Origin of the sequence: Virgibacillus proomii (assembly GCF_018916875.1) — a bacterium.
Classification (GTDB): Bacteria; Bacillota; Bacilli; order Bacillales; family Amphibacillaceae; genus Virgibacillus; species Virgibacillus proomii_B.
In genome coordinates, this window is sequence record NZ_JAHLNO010000019.1 from 693,563 (window position 1) to 717,837 (window position 24,275).

A 24,275-nucleotide genomic window follows, 5' to 3' on the forward strand; every position below is an offset into this window, starting at 1 on the left:
CCAAATATTATGCCATATATTACAGATGTTTATGCTCGTGAAGTATTAGATTCTCGCGGAAATCCGACTGTGGAGGTAGAAGTGTTTACAGAATCAGGCGCTTTTGGTTCAGCACTTGTACCAAGTGGTGCTTCAACCGGGGAGTATGAAGCAGTTGAATTACGTGATGGTGATGAAAATCGTTATCTAGGCAAAGGTGTTTTAAAAGCAGTACAAAATGTGAATGAAATTATTGCACCTGAATTAATTGGCATTGATGTGACACGTCAAAATATTATCGACTCCCTAATGATTGAGCTTGATGGAACAGATAATAAAGGAAAGCTTGGAGCTAATGCTATCCTTGGAGTTTCTATGGCTGTTGCACACGCTGCTGCAAGCTATTTAGAAATGCCACTTTATAACTATCTAGGAGGATTTAACGCAAAAACATTGCCTACTCCAATGATGAATATTCTAAATGGTGGAGAGCATGCAGATAACAACGTAGATATTCAAGAATTCATGATCATGCCTGTAGGAGCAGAGACATTTAAAGAAGCATTACGTACCGGAGCAGAAATTTTTCATTCCTTGAAAAAAGTATTAAAGTCAAAAGGATACAATACAGCTGTTGGTGATGAAGGTGGATTTGCACCAAATCTTTCCTCTAACGAAGAGGCATTACAAACAATTGTAGAAGCAATTGAAGCAGCTGGCTATAAACCTGGTGAAGAAGTAAAATTAGCAATGGACGTAGCCGCTTCTGAAATGTATGAAGATGGTAAGTACAACCTAAAAGGTGAGGGCGTTGTTCGTACATCTGAAGAAATGGTTGACTGGTATGAAGATATGATCAATAAATACCCAATCATCTCTATAGAAGATGGTTTAGACGAAAATGACTGGGAAGGATTTAAACTTCTAACGGAACGCCTTGGCAAAAAGGTTCAACTAGTTGGAGACGACTTGTTTGTTACAAATACTGAAAAATTATCCAAAGGTATTGAGCAAGGAATCGGTAACTCCATCTTAATTAAAGTAAACCAAATCGGTACATTAACGGAAACATTTGAAGCGATCGAAATGGCAAAACATGCAGGCTATACTGCAGTTATTTCTCACCGTTCTGGTGAAACAGAGGATGCAACAATTGCTGATATTGCTGTAGCAACCAATGCAGGCCAAATTAAAACAGGTGCACCTTCACGTACAGACCGTGTAGCTAAGTACAATCAATTACTACGTATTGAAGATGAACTGGCTGGCATGGGTGAATATGCTGGAAAAACTGCATTTTACAACTTGAATAAATAAGAAATGTATAACGACCTCCTTGTTCGCGTTTTAGCGAATAGGGAGGTTTTTTATTTTAGGCTTATAAGTGTTGTGCAAATCACTCGTTGGAACTTAGTACGAATTGCCTATGAGTAACGGATACGGCTAGCGTAAATTAACCGTAATGCTGCGATGGGATTAAGTATATGATCAATAAACCTTTGTAAAGAAGATTCACCAACTTCTGTTACATTCCAAGCAAAGTTCAAACGTCCAACTGCTCATCTGAACTAAAATCCATTAAAGAGGTATAGGTTGCCCTCCCACTTTTTAAATATTTCTTGGGTCTACAATGACTTTCTCTTTAATTCTCCCTCGATAATTATCTTTGCTTTACGTTTTGAAAAACTTAAAGATACTGCTCTTCCTATTCCTCTCTACCTGTACTAATACAACTGTTTCAGTAAACTACTGCTGTCTGCTTAGAAACCTTCCACGTAACTTCATTCGAAAATCAAACACCAATGAATTACCGATTATTAATTTCACAAAATTGGTCTGAACAGTGATTTACAGGAAATATTTCCCTATTATCAGCAATATACTTATAAATTTTTTGACCAAAACCTAATTTTTTTGAAATAATCAATAATGGAACTGATAGATTTAAGAAAGGAATTCTTTTATTCATCTGAATAAAGGTATCAATTCCTTGATAATAAATATGCTTCCTCTCCGTCCTAGAAAATATTTCTTTTTCAAGTTCTGCTAACGGAATTGGCAAACTTTTTAAAACAGATTTATCACGAAAAGATCTAAAATATAACAATTTTAAAAAATCAGCTCTTTCCCAACTATCTTTAATCTTTGTACATCAAGGACAATAAGAATCATAACTAAATAATTAGCTTTTCCTTTTTCATTTTATCAATCTCCCTAAAGATTTGTACAAATTTAGTTATCTTAATATTTCTATTATACCATACAACTTTGTTGATAATACTAAAAATGGAACGATTTGAGATAATAGTAATTAATTTAAAATTAGTTAATTTTACCTATTTACTTTCGATAATTAATAGATGTTTTTTGGAAATTTTCAGAAAAAATACCGAGAAGAAAAGGTAACTAAGTGTTAGAAAAATTTGTAGAAAATAGCCTAATTTCTTCTTTAGTTGTTTTTAATATATGACAAACTATAAAAATTCTCCTCAGTATGAACAACTTCTAAGTCAATCTCTTTCAAAGGGAAAACACGTATTTACTATTCCATCACTTTGTATTTTAACATGATTGATCTCACACATAGTCTATAAAACTTGATTAGCAATGCATTTAACTAAAAATCAAGCGGTTTAAATGTGCATTAGTCAACCATGATAGGTAGATTTTCGAAATATAAAATCTAGGATAAAAATATGTGGTTGAATCTTTCTATACTTTTTATACAGCACTAGTGTCTTACCCCTAAATAATAACTACATTTTTTAGAAGTATAAACTCTTATATAAATTCAAAAAGACTAAATTTTATTCAATTTATTATTACCATAATTTTTAACATTAGTTTAAAGGAGTGATTACGAATATATTACTAAATAAGTTAGATATAGCTAAAGCAAATTGTCTAAAATTTACTAAAGGAAATATGATATGTGCTTTTTTGTTCTTTCACTTGGCGCCGTTTTAGTAGTGGACAGTTCTAAAAATGTTCTTTATAAAATTTCCTAGTATGTATCTCTTTCTTTGCATACATAAGGAGAGAGTTAGTTTATGTCCTTGAGAAGGACATTCCATAATTCTCCTAGTGGCAGGATCTACTTTAAATTGATCTACACCAATAAAATTTTCCTTAACTATCCGACCAGTCATTTGTAAAAAATGAATTTCGAGCCCTAATTATTTGCATACTTTACGTTAGTGAGCGCCATTAACAACTAAAGTATATAATCCACGTCAAGTTGTTTGGTTCCTAACAAAATCTTCTCCATACGGAGCATCGCTGTAAATGTTTTTTTCATCAGCAGGCATTATCAGAACTATATCTTTTTCATTGCCGTAAATTTCTACGAAGTTTAAGCAGTTTCTGATATGGTTTTCGCCAGGTTGCGGCTAAATGTTTCTGAGTGGGGGAAGGTCTAGAAGGTTTAAAGTAGTATTGAAGTAGTTAATACATTATAACTAAAAAATAAGGCGTCATTGGATTTAGGTCAATATTTAGGATACAACCTTTCTAGATTTATTTTGCTATAGGAAAGTATAAAATTTTATGGTTTATAGCATAAGAAAAACTACAGCTTTCGTTATAAAGACTTGGCGACAAGCCAAGTTTTTCTAATAGTTCTAGTCAAATTTTTCAAAACTTAACTATGTTGTGTCGATGAATTTATACTAGCATCATCATCAAGAAAAATAACGCCTTCGCCTTATAGGAAATCAATATATTTATTTGTTTAATCTAGCTGTCCATATTAAATTGTAGAAAAGAGCTAACAAAATAACTGCCAATAAAAGCATAGTTAAAAAAATGAATACGCTGTTTTCAATACCCACTGCATATCTTATAAAAGCTTCATTAGTTAATATAAAAATAATAAATGCTAAATTTTGAATTAAAATCATTATTTTTTTCAACATATTATATTGTTTCTCTTGGTTTTTCTCAGTTACATTAATGTAATTAAGTTTTTCAGGGCTTCTAGTTAATAAACCAATTAACCACCATGTTAAAAGTCCTATTAATGGCATAATCAGCACAAAGTACTTCTATCCCCAATTATCCGGTTCACCGTTAGTGAAATGAATTGCAATATGGTCTGGAATATCTGGCCAAAATAAAAGTAAATTTTTCAAATGATACACTAAAATGACCACAGAAACGAAAGTGAATAAGAACTTAATTGAATTTACATTTATTTTCATAATTATCCCCCTTTGCCATAATATATTATTTATTTTAACAAATTTTAAAAAGCGATATCCTCCTTAAAAAAATCTGCCTACGATATTTACTTCGGTTCGTATGTAAATCAAATTGATTTATTTTTATTTCTCCTTTATTAAAAGGATAACCTATGGAGAATTAAATATAAGCGAGTGTTGCTTTTTGCCAAGCAAAAGAAACGGCTATATCCATGGAGGTTGCTAACTCATGCCGGAAAAAGCTTGATAACAACAAACAAAAGGATATATATTTATTTGCGAATCAAAGAACTAAAGAAGTTTCGCTTATAGAAGAAATGTAAAGAATGAGTAATGATTTTGGATAATCAGTCTTATCTATTGAATCTAGACTGAATCTAGCTCCACTTATAAAGCTTGTCAAATCGCCTTTAGATGTGGCATACTTACATATGGAAAGACAACTATATAATATAGCATACAAGCGTTGTAGGGGAACCAGTGTTGGCTGGTTGAGATTGTATCCATAAGGTACTGACTCTTAGAACCTGATCTGGGTAAAGCCAGCGTAGGGAACATGTTTTGATTAGCAATAGTTGCATGTGCAAAAGCCCTAGGTGTACGAAACCACCTAAGGCCTTTTTTATACTATAGTAAAGTATAAAACTTTATGGTTTATAGTATAAGAAAAACTATAACTTTCGCCATAAAGACTTGGCGACAAGCCAAGTTTCTCTAATGTTAAGTTCGTAAAAAAGTTTAACAGGAAACGAATCGGCATCGTCAAATTTATCCCGCATGTAAGGTGCCGTAAGTTTCTCCAAATAAGAGTTGAAGGAACATGGAGAAGTGTAAAGAAAACGGCACCTAAATGCCCGATTGGTTCAACTAACATTCCGTGTTCCACGGACTGAAGTTTCACTTTATTATCCTGCATGTAAAGAGCCGTATTTTTCTTTTCAAACATCATTTATTATCTTAGTGACATTGTGAGAGAGGAAACGACTCCTAAATGCTCGATTCATTAACTAACATTCAATGAGAAAAGCATTCCCTGAATGAGTTTCACTTTAAGTTTTTAGTAAAAGTGCAACTAAGCAGTTATCATTGCTAAAGGTCTGTCTCATCCTAAGCTAGCTTTTTTTCCTTACATAGCTATGTTTGCACAAGGAGGAAATCATGTTGAAACGATTCATTATTTTTGCTCTTATCATTGCTTTACTTACAGCCTGTAATACAAATGGAGAAGAGAAGCAGAAAAAAGGTGATCCAGCTAAAGAACTGAAAAAAGTATCTGTAGTTTTGGATTGGACACCAAATACAAACCATACAGGATTATATGTAGCGAAAGAAAAAGGGTATTTTAAAGATGAAGGACTCGATGTAGAAATTAAGATGCCCGGAGAAGCAGGAGCAGACCAGCTAGTAGCATCAGGAAAAGCAGATTTTGGTGTTAGTTATCAGGAAGGAATTACAGAGGCACGGGTTCAAGATATTCCGATCGTCTCCATTGCAGCAATTATTCAACATAACACTTCCGGGTTTGCTTCGTTAAAAGAAAAAAACATTACGAAGCCAAGAGACTTCGAAGATAAAACATATGGAGGCTGGGGTACTCCTGTAGAAAAAGCGGTACTCAGTTCGTTAATGAAGCAAGAAGATGCCAATGTGGAAAAAGTGAATATTGTTAATATGGGGGAGACCGACTTTTTTACAGCTGTAAATCGAGATATTGATTTCGCTTGGATTTATTACGGGTGGACAGGAGTAGAAGCAGAGCTCCGAAATGAAGAATTAAATATGATTTACCTCACAGATTACTCGGAGAAACTAGATTATTACACGCCTGTTTTAGCAACAAATGAAGACATGATTAAAAAAGATCCAAAAACCATTAAAAAATTTTTATCAGCAGTGACAAAAGGATATGAACTAGCGATTGACAATCCAGAAGAAGCCGCAAATATTTTAATCGAAGCAGTTCCTGATCTTGATGAAGAGCTGGTAAAAGCAAGTCAAAAATGGCTAGCTGATAAGTATCGAGATGATGCAAAGAGATGGGGAGAGCAAAAACTGGAAGTTTGGGATAATTACGCATCTTGGATGTATGAGAATAAATTATTAGATAAACCATTAGACAGTGAAAAAGCATTTACCAATGAATTTTTGCCTAAATAAATATTAAATTAACTATTCAGAGGAGGAATCGTAATGGCCAATTCCCTTGTGAGCATTCAAATTATCCCAAAAACAAAAGATGGGGAAGATGTTATACCGTATATAGATGAAGCAATTGCAATTATTGATCAAGCTGGAGTACGTTATCAAGTAAATCCATTGGAAACGACAATAGAGGGTGAGTTATCCAAGCTATTAACTGTCATTGAAAAAATGAATGAGCGAATGACTGAACTTGGATGTCCAAGTGTAATTTCACAAGTAAAAATATTTTATCAGCCTACAGGTGCTTCGATGGATAAATTAACGGAGAAGTATCGCTGATGAGGAAAAAATTATTAAAAGGATGGCGGCCGGTTTTGGTCCTCATCCTTTTCATGCTCTGCTGGGAGTTTATCTGTTCTTCGTTTAATGTACCTAAGTGGTTACTTCCTGCACCATCAATTATTTTACAAGAAGCGATTACAGGCTGGTCAGACTATGCTCATCATTTAGTCTCGACGATTCAGTTAACGATTCTTGGATTTTTAGTTGGCAGTAGTGTTGGTATTTTGGTTGCTGTTTGTCTCCATCTTATACCTGGAATGCGCGAGGCCTTTTATCCAATTTTAATTATTTCCCAAAATATTCCAATTATCATTTTAGCCCCATTGCTTGTCATATGGTTCGGCTTTGGAATATTGCCTAAGATAATTGTCATTATACTTGTTTGCTTTTTCCCAATTACTATTGCTACTCTTGATGGATTTCGGCAAACAAGTGACGAATTAAAGCATTATATGCAAATGGCAGGTGCAAATAAACAGCAAATTTTCTTGAAGCTGGAGTGGCCATATGCACTGCCTTCATTATTTAGTGGATTAAAAATTTCTGCCACGTATAGTGTGATGGGAGCGGTCATTTCAGAGTGGCTAGGTTCTAGTGAAGGTATTGGATATTACATGACTTTAGCATCTTCTTCGTTTCGGACAGATCGTGTATTTGTAGCTATTTTATTTATTGTCATATTAAGTTTGTTGTTTTTTCTACTGCTAACGTATTTAGAACAAAAAGTTATTCGCTGGAAAGCTGACTGAAGAAGGAGATCACCATGGGTAAATTAGAAATTGAAAGGATTCAAAAATCATATGGAGATAATCAAGTATTAGCTAATATTTCCTTTACCGTTCAAGATGGAGAATTTGTCGCTATTGTAGGTCCATCTGGAAGCGGGAAAAGTACATTGTTTCGTCTAATAGGCGGAATTAGTAAACCAGATGCCGGTGCCATTAGCCTCAATCATAAAGATATAACAGGTTTACGCGGCTTTATTAGCTATATGCCACAGGCTAGTTCACTTCTCCCTTGGCGGACAGTCTTAAAAAATGTCATGCTTGGAAAAGAAATTGTGGCTGGTAAAACGAATGAAGAGCAAGCATTAGAAATGATTGCTCGTGCTGGGTTAGCAGGCTATGAGCATGCTTACCCACATCAATTATCAGGTGGAATGAAACAACGGGTTTCTTTTCTTCGCAGCATACTTAGCCCACAGCCAATTATTTGTTTAGATGAACCGTTTTCGGCATTAGATGAATGGACAAGACTGGAAATGCAAAAGTGGTTGTTATCGATATGGCAGCAGTATCAGCGTTCGATTTTGTTTGTGACTCATCATATTGAAGAAGCGCTGTTTTTAGCTGATCGAATTATCGTTTTATCAGAAAAACCAGCAATAGTAAAGAAGGAAGTTTCTATCCCCTTTGAACGACCTCGGTCAGAAGACATTGTATTAAGCAAAGTATTTTTAGAGTATAAGAAAATGATTTATCATGAATTGAGGGGATCATAATGCAAGGGAAAATTATTGATGCGCATATTCATTTAGACATGTATACGAAGGACGAGCAAAATCAAATCTTAACCGAGTTGGAGCAAGAAAAAATTACGGCTGTCGTCTCTGTATCTAACCATTTAGCCTCATCAATTGCAAATTTACGGCTAGCTGAACAATATGAAAAAATTTATCCGGCATTTGGATTTCATCCGGAGCAGGAATTGCCATCTGAAGCAGAACTTGAAGAATTAATACAGTTTATTCAACAGTATAAGGATCAAGCAATCGCTATAGGGGAAGTTGGTTTACCCTACTATATGCGACAGAAGGCAGTAAATATAAACATAGAGCCCTATTTAGAGCTGTTGGAAGTCTTTATAAAGCTTAGTAAACAATGGGATAAACCGATTAGCTTACATGCTGTCTATGAGGACGCTGATTTAGTCTGTGACCTGTTGGAAAAGCATTCCATAGATAAAGCGCATTTTCATTGGTTTAAAGGCAGTTATCAAACGATAGAACGAATGATTCAAAATGACTACTTTATTTCTATCACTCCTGACATATGCTATGAAAAAGAGATTCAACAGCTTGTAAAAGGATATCCCCTTACTCATATAATGGTAGAAACAGACGGTCCTTGGCCATTTACCGGACCATTTGCCAATCAATTAACCAGTCCTGTTATGATCCATGATACGATTATAAAAATTGCACAAATAAAAAAGCAGTCGATTGCAAATGTATACAAACAGATTTTTACTACAACGAAGCAGTTTTTTGCGCTTTAACGCTAATTCTACCTTTGTCTGTCAATAAACAGATTAAAATAAAATTATTAAATAGTCGGTTATTAGTCATTTAGCACCAAATTTTAACAATGAGTGAATAGGACAATAACATAGAAAAATATAAATGGAATAAATATTATTATAAGGAAATAGAACCTTTTTATTCTCATTTTTGGATAGTAAAGTTACTACTTCAGATCCATTGTCAGTTGAAAGGGATAAGTGGGGATTTTCTTTCAGCAAGTGCATGTTAGCGGAAATGAGCTCCAGTTATATAAAGTTTATCCCACATGTAATTGGCAGTAAGATCGCCACTTGAATGCTATGAGGTGAATCCTAAGAGGGTAAGTTGGAGGATCCAACTGCAAGTCAAATGCCCGATCCTGTTCAGAGGGATTAAGGTCATACCTTTGCGGTACTAACAATCAGTGGGGATTAAAAGAAAAGCTCCACTGATTAAAGATAAACGTATATAAGAGTAATGGCTGGTGGAGTAAGATGACGAAAAAAGTGTTATTGTTTGGTGATGTTGGTATTGACGATACGGTTGCGCTTATTTATGCATATTTTAATGCTGCTATTGATATTGTAGGAATTGTAGCAGACTATGGCAATATTTCAAGACAGAATGCACTGAAAAATATTCATTATGTAAAAAGTCTCTTTCCTTCAGAGGAAGTAAAGAAGATTAAAGTAATTGCCGGAGCACATATTCCAATGACAGGTGAACTTCCAAAATATGTACCGGAAATCCATGGAGAATATGGATTGGGTCCGATCATCCCTCCTGAAACGCTACAAGATGAAATAAATGACAATTTTTTTGAAGTTGTCGAGATTATTAAAACCTATAAAGAAGATTTAATTATTGTTAATATTGGCAGATTAACTTCTTTAGCCAGTTTATTTATCTTGTATGAATCATTAATGAATTCTGTGAAAGCGTATTATATTATGGGAGGAGCATTTTGGGTTCCTGGTAATATTACAGCTGTTTCGGAAGCAAATTTTTATGGTGATCCTGCCGCAGCCCAAGTAGTTTTATCAAACGCAAAAAATGTTAAGATTATTCCTTTAAATGCAACAAATCAAGCGATTGCTACCCCAAAGATGGTAAACTATATTGATCAAGTAGGTAAAGTACCTCTTATTAAAGTATTGCTAGATTATTATTATGAATTTTACAAGAAGCGAAATCCATCTATCCAAGGATCCCCTTTACATGATGTACTGACACTGATGGCAGTAATTCACCCAGGTATGTTGACATATCAAAGTCATCCTGTATATATTGTTCAGGATGTTGCAGGAATAGCAAGAGGTCAGAGCATTGCTGATATTCGTCCATATGTCGATTTGAAAAGTGATACCCAAGGAGATTCAGTGGTTGGTGGAGAAGTTCATGAAATTGCTTTTGAATTGAATTACGCTACCTTTTATTATGATTTTATGTCGGTGATGACTTAAATGAAATAGCTGGATAATAAATCGTATTTTGTTTAGTTACGCACATATAAGAGCACTTCATAAAAATACCACAGGGCTACTAGCTAGCACTGCGGTATTAAAGGCTTATTCTGTTTTTTCCTTAATAAATTGTACCACTTCTTCAGCTGTTCCCATGGAAAGGATTTTTTCTTTATAGGAAGCTAAGTTCGCCTTATCCAGTTTACGGATTTGTGTACGAGCAGGCAGAATCGAAGTTGCACTCATACTGAATTCATCTAGGCCAAGTCCAAGCAAAATTGGAATGGCAATCGGGTCTCCAGCCATTTCACCACACATACCAACCCATTTTCCTTCACTATGTGCCGCTTTAATAACATTATTGATCAAGTTAAGAATAGCAGGATGATATGGTTGATATAAGTAGGAAACTTGTTCATTCATCCGGTCTGCTGCCATGGTGTATTGGATTAGATCATTGGTACCGATACTGAAGAAATCGACTTCTTTGGCAAATTGCTTGGCAATAACTGCAGTTGATGGGATTTCAACCATAATACCAATTTCGATTTCATCTGATACTTCAAAGCCTTCTTTTTTAAGAGCTTCTTTTTCATCCAGTAAAATTGCTTTTGCACTTCTAAATTCTTCCAGTGTAGCGATCATTGGGAACATGATTTTTAAATTTCCGTATACGCTAGCGCGGAGCAACGCGCGTAGCTGTGGACGAAATACATGTTCATTTTCTAAACAAAAGCGAATAGCACGGAAACCAAGAAATGGATTTAGTTCTTTTGGTAAATCCAGATAATTTAATTCCTTATCGCCGCCAACGTCAAGTGTTCGAACGACAACTGGTTTATCATGCATTTGCTCTAAAACAGACTTATATGCTGTAAATTGTTCTTCTTCTGTTGGCAGTTGGCTTTTACCCATATATAAGAATTCGGTTCGATATAATCCAATACCTTCTCCACCATTATCTAATACCCCAATAACATCATCTGGTGTACCGATATTAGCAGCTAACTCTACTTGGTCTCCGTCGGCAGTTATTGTTGGTTCATTTTTTAATTTTGCCCATTCTTGCTTTTGTTTACCAAATTCCTCTTGTTTTTTGTGATATAAAGCTATTTCATCTTGCGTCGGGTTAACAATAACCAATCCTTCATTTCCATCAACAATTATCATTTCGTCTTTGTTTACGGTGGTGGTAATCTCTTTTGTTCCGACTACTGCAGGGATTTCAAGGGAACGAGCCATAATAGCAGAATGAGAAGTACGGCCACCAATATCAGTTGCAAAGCCTTTAACAAACTCACGGTTTAACTGGGCAGTGTCTGACGGTGTTAAATCATTGGCAATAACAATAACTTCTTCGTTAATTAAAGCAGGATCCGGAATGGAAACTCCTAATAAATGAGCTTTGACTCGTGTAGTGACATCATGAATGTCAGCAGCACGCTCACGCATATATTCGTTATCCATGTTTTTAAACATATCAATAAACATTGTTGCAACTTCATCTAAAGCAGCTTCTGCAATGACTTTTTCTGATTTGATTTTATCTTTCATTGGATTAATTAATTCAGGATCACTAAGAACTAATAAATGAGCAGAAAAAATCTCTGCATGCTCATCTCCAATATTCTCTTTCGTATGTGCTTTAATTTTCTCCAGTTCCTGTTTTGAAACTTCAAGTGCTTTTTCCAAGCGCTCTATTTCAAATTGTGGATTATCTGTTGAAGCTTTTTCAAATGATAAATCTGGGGTCTTCAGCCGATATGCTTTTGCAATAGCTATCCCTGAAGATGCTGCGATTCCTTGAATGTTAGCCATATTTATATTCCAACCTTTCTTCATATCAATCACCATTTCTATTTTAACTGCTTGTGCATCATGGTACAAGCAATTACAAGCTAAATTTAAAAAGTTTGTCGAAAAAAGAAGAAAATTTATACTGATTTTGTTTAAATTTTCAATAAAAGTTAATTAAATCCATAATTTAACCATTTTATAAAGTGAAACTTCATTCCGTGGAACGCTTTTTACACGGAATGTTAGTAGAACGAATCGGGCATTTAGGTGCCGTTATTTCCCACATAGACCCTTTTGTATCCACTTAAGATATTGAAGTGGGAGTCTTACGGCACCTTACATGCGGGATAAATAAAAGCGAATAGTTATTGAAAGACATTTTTTCAAATTAATGGCCATCTTATTCCACTATATAGTTTCCGTATTAATCCAGCGAACCATTGCATCATAGACTTCCTGATTATTGGAATCATTGATTAACTCATGACGACCATCGGAAAATAACATGGTTGTAATCTGTATTAATCCTGCTTGCTTGTATAAATCAGCCGTTTTCCAAATTCCTTTTGCATAATCTCCAACAGGGTCTTGCTCTCCACTAATAAGCAGTAGCGGGAGATCTTGACGGATTCGTTTATTTTTTTCTTTCGACTGGATAGAGATAATACCATCTAACAAATCATAAAAAAATTTGCCTGTCGGAACAAAGCCGGTATAAGGATCTTGCATATAATCATCAACCGTTGTCCGCGAGTTGCTGAGCCAATCAAACCTAGTATTTGGTTTTTTAACCTTGCAATTAAAGGAACCAAATACTAACTTATTCATTAATGGAGATTTTTCTTTAGGAAGAAGGAAAGAGGCAAATTCTCGACCAACGATCGTTTTTAGTAGAGAAAAATATCCTGTGCCAGAAAGGACGGCACCTGCTATTGAGTTACTATGCGTTTGAATGTAAGAACGAACAATAAATGATCCCATACTATGGCCAAAAAGATAGAGAGGTAATTCAGGGTGTTTCTTTTTTATTTGTTTAGATATATTTAGAAAGTCATCAACAACTCTAAAAAAACCATTTTGATCAGCGAAATAACCAAGCATTCCTTGGCGTTTGCCAGTTTTCCCATGTCCCCGATGGTCGTTACCGTAAACAATAAAACCATGAGAGGTTAAGTATGTTGCAAAGTTATCATACCTTTCTATATGTTCCATCATGCCGTGAGCAATTTGGATTACTGCTTTTGCTTTTACTGATGGACGCTCCCATTTTTTTACATAAATATCGAAATTATCCGGGGTGTGATACCAAAATGTTTGTTTTTTCATTTTATCCCAACCTCCTTCTTTATATTCTACATCCTATCTTAAATATAAATTTACACTTCGTCTACTTAAAAAGACTTGCTATGATTACAGTAGTTATGCTACAGTTATAAATGAATACATATATGAAATTACATGTATGTAAATCCATGTATGCTCCTGGTAGCATACGATTCGTAACAGGGGTTCAGTTGGTTATATGTTACAGGGGGTATCACGCAAATATGCTAGGAATTGTAAATGTATTATTAGTTATTGATGGAATTATCATGATTATACTGATTTTATTGCAGTCAGGTAAAAGTGAAGGTCTATCCGGTGCAATTTCCGGAGGAGCGGAACAATTATTTGGCAAGCAAAAAGCAAGGGGCATTGATCTTGTGCTACATCGAGCAACAATTGCCACAGCGGTTATATTTTTTGTACTAGCTTTTCTAAGCGCATATGTTTTACAATAGATACAAACCCTTATCGCTTCAAAGTGGTAAGGGTTTTTATAATGGATGAATCTTGATAGACGATAGCTGTATTGCTTGAATAAAAACAATGGTTTCATGTAAATCTTCCAAACGAAAGGTTTGTTATACAGGGAAAGATTCAATTACAATGAAAAAGGGGTAAACCCAGTTTAGAAACAGAAGGAGTTAAAGAAAAATGAAAGTAAAACAACCTCAACCATTTACGTTTGAAGCAGGTCCACGTGCGGTATTATTATTACACGGCTTTACTGGTCATTCCGCTGATGTCCGTATGTTGGGGAGATATCTTGAAAAGCGTGGGTATACGAGCCATGCTCCGATTTATCGCGGACATGGGTTACCGCCAGAAGAAATTTTAAAGTCAAATCCAGATCAGTGGTGGGAAGATGTATTACAAGCATATAACCATTTAAAACAATTAGGCTATAAAGAAATAGCCGTGTCCGGACTTTCTTTAGGTGGTGTGCTTGGGTTAAAACTTGCTTACACGGAACAAACGAAAGCAGTTATACCTATGTGTGCACCAATGTTTTTTGATAATGAAACTCAGCTTACAAAGGGATTCCAAGCATTTGCAAGAGAGTATAAGCAATTAGAACGTAAAGAAGCACAAGTAATTAAAGAAGAAGTGGAAGGATTAATGGAAAATTCTACTGCATTATTCGAGCAGCTAGCTAAACTGATTGAAAAAGTAAAAAATAATGTCGACACGATTTACACTCCTACAATGGTCGTTCAAGCCAGACAAGACCAAATGATTAATCCGGATAGTGCAAATTATATTTATGAGAATGTAGAAGCAGAGCATAAAATCATTCATTGGTATGAAGAATCTGGCCACGTTATTACGATGGATAAAGAAAAAGACCAGGTATTTGAAGATATTTATCAGTTTCTGGAAACACTAAACTGGGAACAATGATTATATCTACAATAAAAGGATAACAATAATACTAGAAAGAAGGTGAAAAGAGAATGAAAGAGAGAATCCAAAACTACTTTAAAGAAAATGGAACAAAACCACTAACTGTAAATGAAATTGAAGAAGCTCTGCAAATTGAAACGGCTGACGAATTTAAAGAGCTCATTAAAGCTTTAAATATATTAGAAGAAGAAGGAGAACTTGTTCGCACTCGTAAGAATCGTTTTGGCTTGCCGGAAAAAATGAATTTGATTCGTGGAAGGATTCAAATGCATACAAAAGGGTTCGCTTTTTTAATTCCAGATGATGATACTCGGGATGATGTTTATATTCATCATTCTGACCTAGGTTCGGCGATGAATGGTGATAAAGTTCTTGTTCGAATTGAAAAAAGAGATCAAGACGGTAATCGCTCAGAAGGGACCGTAATCCGTATTTTAGAACGAGCTACCCTTCAGGTCGTTGGTACATTTGAAGATAACCGTTCCTTTGGATTTGTTATTGCGGATGATAAACGCATTCCAAACGATATATTTATTCCTAAAGACATGACAAGTGGGGCAGTGAGTGGTCATAAGGTCATTGCTCATATTACTAAATATCCGGAAGGCAGAAAAAGTGCTGAAGGTGAGATTATTCATATACTTGGACATAAAAACGATCCAGGTATTGATATTATGTCCATTATTTATAAACATGGAATAAAAATGGACTTTCCTCAAGAGGTGTTAGATCAGGCAGCGAATACGCCTGATACTATTTCCGAAGATGAGATCAAAGATAGACGGGATTTAAGGAATGAAACGATTGTAACGATCGATGGAGCAGACGCGAAGGACTTGGATGATGCGGTTTCTGTGAAGAAATTAGATAATGGAAACTATTTGCTCGGAGTTTATATTGCTGATGTAAGCTATTATGTAGATAAAGGCAGCCCCATTGACCAAGAAGCGTTAGAAAGGGGAACGAGTGTTTATTTGGTTGACCGTGTGGTCCCAATGATCCCGCATCGCTTATCGAATGGAATTTGTTCATTAAACCCACAGGTTGACCGGTTGACATTAGGATGTGAAATGGAAATTGACGCTTCTGGAAATGTCGTCGATCATGATATTTTTCAAAGCGTTATCCGCACGAATGCACGCATGACGTATTACGATGTCAATCAAATCCTCGTCCATAAAGATGAAGCATTGCGAGAGCATTATAAGGAACTCGTTCCACTTTTTGAAGGTATGGAAGAGTTAGCAGCTATTTTACGACGTAAACGAATGAATCGCGGAGCAATTGACTTTGATTTTAAAGAAGCAAAGGTGTTAGTAGATGAAGCTGGAAAACCAGTAGATGTAGTATTACGTGAACGATCTGTCGCGGAACGACTGATTGAGGAATTTATGTTGGCGGCCAATGAAACAGTTGCTGAACATTTCCATTGGATGGATGTTCCATTCATACATCGTATTCATGAAGACCCGGATCCAGATAAGCTGCAAACCTTTTTTGAGTTTTTAGCCGGACTTGGATATGTGATAAAAGGGACAAGTAATGAAATTCATCCACAAGCTTTACAAAAGGTGTTGGAAGAGGTTAAGGGAAAACCGGAAGAAATGATTGTTTCCAAGTTAATGCTTCGTTCTATGCAACAGGCGAAATATGACCCGGAAAGCATCGGTCATTTTGGTTTAGCAACACCATTTTATACGCATTTTACCTCACCTATTCGCCGATATCCGGATTTAACGGTGCATCGCTTGATTCGTTCGTATCTAATTGATAAGAAGATGGATCAACGAACATTAAAAAAGTGGAAGAGTGAATTGCCGGAAATCGCAAGGCAGTCATCTATCGCTGAGCGAAGAGCAGTGGATGCAGAAAGAGAAACAAATGACCTGAAAAAAGCTGAATTTATGCAGGATAAAATTGGCGAAGAATATACAGGTGTCATTAGTTCGTTAACGAATTTTGGTTTATTTGTTGAATTAGAAAATACGATTGAAGGATTGATACATGTTAGCTATTTAACCGATGATTATTATCATTATGATCAGCGGAGTCAAGCTATGATTGGCGAACGAACAGCTAAAATGTATCGTATTGGACAAGAAGTACAGGTTAAGGTGGTTGGTGTTAATATTGACGAGCGAACGGTCGACTTTGCTATGGTTTATGATGAAGGATTCAGAAAATAAATAGTAATTAAGGCAAAACGAGAAAGGAAATAAGCCTATCCGCTGTACTTTATGAGACAGCGGATTTTTAGGTGGTTTTAATAATATAATGACTTACAAGAATTGATGGAAAAGCACTAACGTAATGTGTTGATACTAATTAAATAAAAATCTTCTATTCATGACGAGAGATTTCCTTGATTTGTCCAAATTTTTATTGTCTAGGAAATAATAATCCTAGATACCCTTGATCCCTTTTTTGAAAAGCAGCTTCGTCTTGCTTAAGCGCTCAAGCTGCTGGCAAACTTCGATCTTCTCCCTACGATAGGTCAATCATCGCTCGAATCTAAAAAAAGGCCGACTAAAAGCGGGCTTGCCGCTCAGGCGTCGGCATATCCCTGTTTTAGAGGCATGTTTCCTTTATCCCGGATGTAAGGCTCCGTATTTTTCTCATTATAAAAATGTGCTAATGGTGTTGCGAACGTGATGAGAAAAACGGTTCCTAAATCCCCGATTCGTTCAACTAACATTCAAGGAAAAAAGCACTCCTTGAATGAAGTTTCACGTTATCTCGTCAGAAGATCTGCCGTTTTGTATGCCACTAACCGAGCGCCTTCGCTTTTGTTCCACTATAGGAAAGAATAAAACTTTATGGTTTATAGTATAAGAAAAACTACAGCTTTCGCTAAAGACTTGGCGATAAGCCAAGTTTTTCTAATTGGAATACAGCTGAATATTTGGTAGAATAAAGTTCATGTAAGCAGTAGGAGGAAGTACGAATGCCAAAAGGACAAGGAAAAGTTATTGCACAAAATAGAAAAGCTTCTCATGATTACTTTATTGAGGATACGTATGAGGCAGGGATTGTCTTACAAGGAACGGAAATTAAATCAATCCGTGCAGGGAAAGTCAGTATTAAAGATGCACATGCCCGAATTGATCGTGGTGAAGTTAAGTTAATTAATTTGCATATTGCTGAGTATGAACAAGGGAACAGGTTTAATCACGATCCTACACGCACACGCAAATTATTACTTAACCGAAAAGAAATTGATAAATTAATTGGACTAACTCAGCAAAAAGGCTATTCTCTCATCCCTTTAAAAATCTATATTAAAAACGGCTATGCAAAAGTGCTTTTGGGCTTAGGAAAAGGGAAAAAGAAATATGATAAGCGTGAAGATTTAAAACGGAAACAAATGAAACGAGATGTCGATCGGGCGATTAAAGAACATATGCGTTAACGTATATGAAATCGCCAAAAACATTGATGGACTTGACTTTTTTACTGGAAATGTTACAATGTAAATCGGACAGTAATTAAATAGATGCTCAATCTTCCGAGCGTTACTCTTTACGGGGACGTTACGGATTCGACAGGGATAGATTGAGCTCAGGTTGCACGTCGAGGTTACGGCTCGTAAAACGTTATGCCTAAATATAACTGGCAAAACAAACAATAACACTGCTTTAGCAGCTGCGTAAGCATTGCTAAGCGATCCTTCCTGCTATCGCCCGTGTAGCAGATTGAAGGGTCTCAAACGTAAAGCGGGCTATATCATCATTCACCGCCTGAGGATGATGACAGAATTGAATCAGGCTAGCTGCTCGAAAGCCTGTTGGTAGGCTGCAGAGTAAGCGAAAACGAATATACCGACTAAGCGTGTAGAAGCCTGAGTGGCAATATCTCTGGACGTGGGTTCGACTCCCACCGTCTCCATCAAATGCTTATAAACATTGATTTGATGGGGTTTTTTAATTTGCAGCAAAATCTTTTGTTAAATTTTTAATAAAAAGGGAATTAGCCACCAGAAACAGGTGGTTTTTTCATGTATCGTTTTACATAGCTCTTCATCTAATAAAACGAACTTGTTATTTGCTATTTTTGTCGGCATAAGCGTAGTAAATTTGCTTGTGCCTATTTTTTTTGATCTATTACGTCTATGCTTCGTTCGTTTCAACTTATTTTATTGTTTTTAAAAACGATGACTGTCAGAATTAAATAAAAGGTCTTTTATGTCCTAGTTTAGGTATTTCTCGTTTTTTATTTTAATAAGGTAATCCATCTTGCTCGACTTTCTCAATTGATGATCTATAATAATCAAGAAATCAGTTTTATACTATAGGAAAGTATAAAATTTTAGGGTTTATAGTATAAGAAAAACTACAGCTTTCACTAAAGACTTGGCGACAGCCAAGTTTTTCTAATCTAAAAGGACTAGCAGTTTCCTTCGTAGTTTCTAATATTAGGGAATTGATGGAAAAACTCATGGCTTTTCAGTTTGTTTTTTAATATTTTACTTGTCAAAAATTTGTCTTTATGCTGGATGTCGTACGTATAAAGACGGCAAGATTAGGGAAAAAGAAGAAAGAAAAAGTCGTATACAAAATAGAAGGTTATTGAAGGATGAGAATAATTGAGAAATAATTTTAAAAAAGTATTTATTTGTATTTTCTTTCTTCTATTTTTAACTGCTTGTTGGGACAGAGTAGAAATTGAAGAACGGGGATTTGTTGTTGGTTCAGCAGTAGATCTTGTAGACAAAAAAGCAGATGGTACATATGAACTTGAAGTTACGAATCAATTCGTTATACCAAGTGGTTTGGAAAATCCAAGCCAAGGTGGGCAAGGGGAACCGACAGCTTATAAAAATGTAACAGTAAGAGGAGAAAGCATTTTTGAAATCATTCGAGAAATGGCCATTTTATCTAGTGAGATCCCCTTCTTTCAACATATGAAAGTTGTTATTGTCTCAGAGGAAATTGTCAGAGAGCCCGGTCTCTTTTCAAAAATTATAGATGTTTATATAAGGGACCATGAAATGCGTAGAGGAATGAAAGTAGCTATTGTAAAGAACGATAAAGCGAAGGATGTTTTGGAGGTTATGCCTGTAGATGAAAAGGTTCCTGCTTTCTTTATTGATTCCCTTATGGAAAGTAATTATAAAAACGCAAGTTCTTTAAAACATATACCTGTTGGACAACTACAAGAATTAATGCTGAACGATCGGAGCTATACTGTACCGGAGGTAGAAATTATAAGCCCTACAAAATTAAAATATAAGAATGCTGCTGTCATCCACGCCCCGGATGATAAAATGGTCGCTTCATTATCAGATGATGAAACTGCTGGGCTAAATTTTCTAATTGAGCCACAACAAATGGCCCCGGTTAATGTAAATCTTGAAGGACATACTGTTGTTGTTGAACTATTTGATGGTAATCCTGATATTAAAGTTTTAAAAGCTGATAAAAACAATATAGAAGTAGAAATTTCCATAAGTTTGGAAGGAAATATTGCAGAGGAGCATGGGTTTTCAGGTGTTTTAACGACTTCTTTTTTTAAAAAATTAGAGAAGGCCACAGAAGAGCGAGTGAAAGAGCTTACGGAAAAGACAATCGAGGTAGCTCAAAATGATTTAAAAGTTGACTTTATTGGCATTGGAGATGTCTTATTTGAACGCCATTATAAAGTTTGGAAGGAAATAAAAGATAATTGGGATGTAGGGACGAATTATTTTTCTAAAAGTAAAATTAATGTAAAGGTAGATGCGACAATCTCGAAAGCCGGAGCCTCGGATAGCATGAGGTAATAAATCTTAAGACAAGTAAAATATGAAGCACTTGAAATGTACTAAGCAAAAAGAGGTGGACGACTGTTTTTAAATTCATTTATAGTAGGGCATGACAACAATCGCTGACGGTTTTAATTAATAAATAACAAAAACGTCTATTCACAGCATGTAATTACTTGCTCATAAACTGTAATAGAAGCACGGAATGAGAGGTGATGAAATGTTTCCAAATAGACCTAGAAATCAGCAACTAAGACAAGGCCCTCGCCGTCCACCTGCATGGATAGGGAGACCTCCACAAAATCCGCAACAGCAATCTTCTGTCACAGCCAATTTACTATCATCATTTCGAGATCAAGATGGTCAACTTGATTTTAATAAGATGACAGAAGTTGCTTCTCAAGTAGGAAAATTATACGGTCAAGTCAGTCCGCTAATTACGTCTTTCTTTAAAAAATAGAGTTTTTTAACATTGAACTCACCACCTTCTATTGTGGGTATAAGTATCCCTAGAAGGTGTTTTTTTTGTATGCAATATAAATAAATTACTTTCTTGTGCATGAAAAAGTATAAAATTTTAGTGTTGATTACTTGTTTAAAGGATAAATTCCCTGCATGGAGACAGCTTAGTTTTGTTACTTATTCATCATAAAAATAGTCAAATGACACATCCTAAAAAAAAGGAGGTTATTTTTAATGAATCAACAAATACGAAACTATATGACAAATAATGTGTATACAGTAAACGAGTCTCAATCTATTCAAGAGGCGGCAGCTTTGATGAGTGAGCATAATATCGGTGCTTTACCTGTAGTAGATAATAGTGAAAATATGGTTGGGATGATAACGGATCGCGATATAACGCTTCGATCTACTGCTCAAGGAGAAGCTTCGCAAACTCCCGTATCCGAAGTGATGACTGCACAGAAAATTGTGCACGGAACACCTGATATGGATATTCATCAAGCAGCAGAGCTAATGGCAGAACAACAAATTCGCCGATTACCAATTGTTGAAAATGGGAAAATTGTCGGTATGGTAGCTTTAGGAGACTTAGCTGTAGATCATCAATTACAAAATGAAGCCGGAGAAGCATTATCAAATATTTCAAATCCTTCAAGCCCACAGCAATAAAACGAAAACTAGAGCGGGGGATACTTTTGTTACCCCCTGCTCATTTTTGAATAGCTATTGGTCTTTTCTTAGACATTAGAAAACGATTTCCCAAAATATTCTTTAAGCATACAGAATTGGACTTTCACCTACCATCCTGAGGTGTGATAACCTTACTTGAATAAACAAAAGGACTTTGATATTAATCGAATCAAAGTCCTTTTTTCCACTATAAAAAAGTATAAAACTTTAGGCTTTATAGTATAAGAAAAACTATAGCTTTCGTCATAAAGACTTAGTGACAAGCCAAGTTTTTCTAAAATAAATTAATCTGTCTACAATACGTATGCGTAAACTGTAATAAAGTGGAATGTGCTTCCTGCCAAAATAAATAAATGAAATATCTCATGAAAACCCATATGTTTAAAATCGAGTACTTTTGGCTTTAACCAATAGATAATTCCGCCAATCGTATAAATGACACCACCTAAGACTAAAAATACCATTCCACCGGTATTAATTACCGGTGCAAGGGACGAACTAAAGAAAACAACGATCCAGCCCAAACCAATGTATAGGGCTGTTGATAACCAACGTGGACAATGAAACCACACTAACTTAAATACAATCCCTAAAACAGCTAATAAGCTTACAATGGCAAATAATGTCCAGCCGAGCGTTCCTTTTAAGCTAATAAGACAAAAAGGAGTGTACGTTCCTGCAATTAAGACATAGATCATGGAATGGTCTATTCGTCTTAAAAATGCAATTACACGGTCTCTAGCTATGACCATGTGATATGTTGCGGATGCAGAATAAAGTAAAGTCATACTCACACCGAAAATGATGACTGCAGCAATAGAAAGTGCAGAATCTGTAGTTGCGGTTGCTTTTATAACTAATGCGAGTAACCCGATAAATGATAATATGGCACCAAATAGATGAGTTAGTCCATTAATTGGTTCGCGAATATATACGCCCATTCAATCAACACCTTTACAATGTTATGTAGTTTTAAAAACTATATAACAATAATATATGTATTTTACTATGTAGTCAAGGTTTACTTCCATTTTTTTCTCACGTATAATAAAAGTTATTGATTATAGACAAAAAGATTGAGGGTTGTATATGAAAAACGTAAATGAATATTTAAATAATCTGCAATTACATAGCCAGCTTCCAATAGAAGAAATTCCTAATTTGGATTTATATATGGATCAAGTTATACAACTGTTTGAAAGTAAATTTGGACTATTGAAGCGAGATGATGATGAAAAAGTTCTAACTAAAACGATGATTAATAATTATGCGAAAGGTAAATTGTTCTTTCCCATTAAAAATAAAAAATATACAAAAGATCATTTAATGCTTATTTCTATGATTTATCAATTAAAAGGCGCATTATCAATTAATGATGTAAAAACAACGCTGTACAAGCTAAACAAGATGATCGTGGAAGATAAATTTGATCTAGCACAATTATATGAAAGCTATGTACAACTTGCGGATGATAGCATGAAGCAGCTAAGATCGGAAATTAAACAATTGATAGAAGATGTAGAACAACACATTGAAACATTGGACAGTAATAATGCAGATTATTTGCAAGAACTTTTATTGGTTGCTTCCTTTGTTAATATGAGTAATTATTATCGGAGAGCCGCAGAAAAAATAGTTGATCAAATTGCTCAAAGAAATGACAAATAAGTGCCGTGTACAAAAAGAGATTAGAAAAGCTTGGCTTGTCGCCAAGTCTTTAGCGAAAGCTGTAGCTTTTCTTATACTATAAACCCTAAAATTTTATACTTTCCTATAGTATAAAAAGACCAAGGTCAGCTAAGGTCTCATGCGTCCTTGAAAAACTGCGATGTATTGCTGTCGAAGTATAATCTGTCCTTGAAAAAGAAAAAGCACTTTTTCTGCGTGTGAAGCGTCGCTACGTAGCTTTCCTTGTCCTTGAAAAAGCAGTACACTTTTTCTTCGTGCGATGCTTATTCAAGAAGCTTTCCTTGTCCTTGAAAAAGAAGAACGCTTTTTCTTCGTGCGAAGCGTCGCTACGTAGCTTTCCTTGTCCTGTTGCAACGTCGATACTAACACGTCTTGTCGAGCCGAGGTTCGAGGTGGCGTTTTTAGTAAAAGTCTTTTTGTAGAGATACATGAGTACTAGTATAGCTTCCCCGAACCTCTCTTTTTTTTCTTTTCCAAGGAAAACAGAAACAAGCCAACGTTGCAGTTCGATGTGTCATTTGCCCATACCTTTTCGAACAACCTCTATCAACAATTGATTTTTGTTTCTAATTGACACAAATAGTGTATATACTAGAATAGAGGTTGTCTATGTTTAGACTTGTGGTGATAAGTCAATAAAAAAGTGAAAAAAGAAATTGCTATCGTTTTATTGCCCCACTACCCGACCGTTTCATATTGCCGAGAGATATAATTTATTAGCAACGCTGTATCCAAAGAGAATCGATGTTGGGAGGAGGCAG

At 35.4% G+C, this 24,275-nt stretch carries 22 protein-coding genes, 1 other RNA gene and 1 riboswitch; of the genes, 16 read left to right on the forward strand and 7 right to left on the reverse strand.

The features are described from left to right. Positions 1–9: 9 nt before the first annotated feature. Positions 10–1,296, forward strand: coding sequence for a phosphopyruvate hydratase (eno, locus tag KQI21_RS10495; protein WP_216484121.1), 1,287 nt, complete (start codon positions 10–12; stop codon positions 1,294–1,296). 490 nt (positions 1,297–1,786) lie between these two features. Here eno and KQI21_RS16835 read toward each other — a convergent pair whose 3' ends face one another. From KQI21_RS16835 to KQI21_RS10510, 3 genes are all read right to left on the reverse strand, one after another. Beyond that, a complete protein-coding gene (locus tag KQI21_RS16835) occupies positions 1,787–2,122 on the reverse strand; it encodes a DCC1-like thiol-disulfide oxidoreductase family protein (protein WP_373687660.1) in 336 nt (111 codons plus the stop codon). Between the two features lie 1,579 nt (positions 2,123–3,701). Beyond that, a complete protein-coding gene (locus tag KQI21_RS10505) occupies positions 3,702–4,013 on the reverse strand; it encodes a hypothetical protein (RefSeq protein ID WP_216484123.1) in 312 nt (103 codons plus the stop codon). A 9-nt stretch (positions 4,014–4,022) separates the two neighbouring features. After that, a complete protein-coding gene (locus tag KQI21_RS10510) occupies positions 4,023–4,178 on the reverse strand; it encodes a DUF1648 domain-containing protein (protein ID WP_216484124.1) in 156 nt (51 codons plus the stop codon). A 460-nt stretch (positions 4,179–4,638) separates the two neighbouring features. Beyond that, positions 4,639–4,749: riboswitch (TPP riboswitch) on the forward strand. A 587-nt stretch (positions 4,750–5,336) separates the two neighbouring features. On the opposite strand from KQI21_RS10510, the gene KQI21_RS10515 reads away from it, so the two are divergent. The 6 genes from KQI21_RS10515 to KQI21_RS10540 all read left to right on the forward strand — a co-directional run bounded on the left by KQI21_RS10515 (position 5,337) and on the right by KQI21_RS10540 (position 10,406). Further along, on the forward strand, positions 5,337–6,335 hold the full coding sequence (locus KQI21_RS10515; RefSeq protein WP_216484125.1) for an ABC transporter substrate-binding protein: 999 nt from the start codon (positions 5,337–5,339) through the stop codon (positions 6,333–6,335). A 33-nt stretch (positions 6,336–6,368) separates the two neighbouring features. Further along, positions 6,369–6,659 (forward strand): thiamine-binding protein, encoded by a 291-nt coding sequence (locus tag KQI21_RS10520; protein ID WP_216484126.1) that lies wholly within the window; start codon positions 6,369–6,371, stop codon positions 6,657–6,659. Then, positions 6,659–7,411 (forward strand): ABC transporter permease, encoded by a 753-nt coding sequence (locus KQI21_RS10525; protein WP_216484127.1) that lies wholly within the window; start codon positions 6,659–6,661, stop codon positions 7,409–7,411. The genes KQI21_RS10520 and KQI21_RS10525 overlap by 1 nt, the downstream gene beginning before the upstream one ends. Positions 7,412–7,425: 14 nt before the next feature. Next, a complete protein-coding gene (locus tag KQI21_RS10530) occupies positions 7,426–8,163 on the forward strand; it encodes an ABC transporter ATP-binding protein (protein ID WP_216484128.1) in 738 nt (245 codons plus the stop codon). Continuing rightward, positions 8,163–8,939, forward strand: a complete 777-nt coding sequence (locus tag KQI21_RS10535) for a TatD family hydrolase (RefSeq protein ID WP_216484129.1) — start codon at positions 8,163–8,165, stop codon at positions 8,937–8,939. The genes KQI21_RS10530 and KQI21_RS10535 overlap by 1 nt, the downstream gene beginning before the upstream one ends. A 498-nt stretch (positions 8,940–9,437) precedes the next feature. After that, positions 9,438–10,406 (forward strand): nucleoside hydrolase, encoded by a 969-nt coding sequence (locus tag KQI21_RS10540; RefSeq protein ID WP_216484130.1) that lies wholly within the window; start codon positions 9,438–9,440, stop codon positions 10,404–10,406. Positions 10,407–10,511: 105 nt separating this feature from the next. On the opposite strand, the gene ptsP is transcribed toward KQI21_RS10540, so the two are convergent. Continuing rightward, positions 10,512–12,224 carry a phosphoenolpyruvate--protein phosphotransferase gene (gene ptsP, locus KQI21_RS10545; protein ID WP_216484313.1) on the reverse strand — a complete coding sequence of 571 codons (1,713 nt, stop codon included), beginning with the start codon at positions 12,222–12,224 and terminating at the stop codon, positions 10,512–10,514. Between the two features lie 387 nt (positions 12,225–12,611). Beyond that, on the reverse strand, positions 12,612–13,529 hold the full coding sequence (locus KQI21_RS10550; RefSeq protein ID WP_216484131.1) for an alpha/beta hydrolase: 918 nt from the start codon (positions 13,527–13,529) through the stop codon (positions 12,612–12,614). A 221-nt stretch (positions 13,530–13,750) separates the two neighbouring features. On the opposite strand from KQI21_RS10550, the gene secG reads away from it, so the two are divergent. From secG to KQI21_RS10590, 8 genes are all read left to right on the forward strand, one after another. Beyond that, positions 13,751–13,984 carry a preprotein translocase subunit SecG gene (secG, locus tag KQI21_RS10555; RefSeq protein ID WP_216484132.1) on the forward strand — a complete coding sequence of 78 codons (234 nt, stop codon included), beginning with the start codon at positions 13,751–13,753 and terminating at the stop codon, positions 13,982–13,984. A 196-nt stretch (positions 13,985–14,180) separates the two neighbouring features. Beyond that, positions 14,181–14,927 carry an alpha/beta hydrolase gene (locus tag KQI21_RS10560; RefSeq protein WP_216484133.1) on the forward strand — a complete coding sequence of 249 codons (747 nt, stop codon included), beginning with the start codon at positions 14,181–14,183 and terminating at the stop codon, positions 14,925–14,927. A 53-nt stretch (positions 14,928–14,980) separates the two neighbouring features. Then, positions 14,981–17,116 (forward strand): ribonuclease R, encoded by a 2,136-nt coding sequence (gene rnr / locus KQI21_RS10565; protein ID WP_216484134.1) that lies wholly within the window; start codon positions 14,981–14,983, stop codon positions 17,114–17,116. A gap of 758 nt (positions 17,117–17,874) precedes the next feature. Continuing rightward, positions 17,875–18,339: an SsrA-binding protein SmpB gene (smpB, locus tag KQI21_RS10570; RefSeq protein WP_216484135.1), complete on the forward strand. Its 465-nt coding sequence runs from the start codon at positions 17,875–17,877 to the stop codon at positions 18,337–18,339. A 114-nt stretch (positions 18,340–18,453) separates the two neighbouring features. Then, positions 18,454–18,818, forward strand: a transfer-messenger RNA (tmRNA) gene (ssrA, locus tag KQI21_RS10575). 694 nt (positions 18,819–19,512) lie between these two features. Beyond that, positions 19,513–20,688 carry a Ger(x)C family spore germination protein gene (locus KQI21_RS10580; RefSeq protein ID WP_216484136.1) on the forward strand — a complete coding sequence of 392 codons (1,176 nt, stop codon included), beginning with the start codon at positions 19,513–19,515 and terminating at the stop codon, positions 20,686–20,688. A 202-nt stretch (positions 20,689–20,890) separates the two neighbouring features. Then, complete coding sequence (locus KQI21_RS10585; protein ID WP_216484137.1) at positions 20,891–21,130, forward strand: YppG family protein; 240 nt, start codon at positions 20,891–20,893, stop codon at positions 21,128–21,130. A gap of 236 nt (positions 21,131–21,366) precedes the next feature. Then, the gene (locus KQI21_RS10590) at positions 21,367–21,804 is read left to right on the forward strand and encodes a CBS domain-containing protein (protein WP_216484138.1); all 438 of its coding nucleotides are present in this window, start codon (positions 21,367–21,369) and stop codon (positions 21,802–21,804) included. Positions 21,805–22,118: 314 nt separating this feature from the next. Here the strand turns inward: KQI21_RS10590 and trhA are convergent, their stop codons facing one another. Next, positions 22,119–22,766, reverse strand: a complete 648-nt coding sequence (trhA, locus tag KQI21_RS10595) for a PAQR family membrane homeostasis protein TrhA (RefSeq protein WP_216484139.1) — start codon at positions 22,764–22,766, stop codon at positions 22,119–22,121. A gap of 148 nt (positions 22,767–22,914) precedes the next feature. Between trhA and KQI21_RS10600 the strand changes: the two genes are divergently transcribed. After that, complete coding sequence (locus KQI21_RS10600; protein WP_216484140.1) at positions 22,915–23,493, forward strand: DUF1836 domain-containing protein; 579 nt, start codon at positions 22,915–22,917, stop codon at positions 23,491–23,493. A gap of 229 nt (positions 23,494–23,722) precedes the next feature. Here the strand turns inward: KQI21_RS10600 and KQI21_RS10605 are convergent, their stop codons facing one another. Continuing rightward, entirely contained in the window at positions 23,723–23,944 is a 222-nt protein-coding gene (locus tag KQI21_RS10605; protein ID WP_216484141.1) for a hypothetical protein, read from the reverse strand. Between the last annotated feature and the right edge of the window lie 331 nt (positions 23,945–24,275).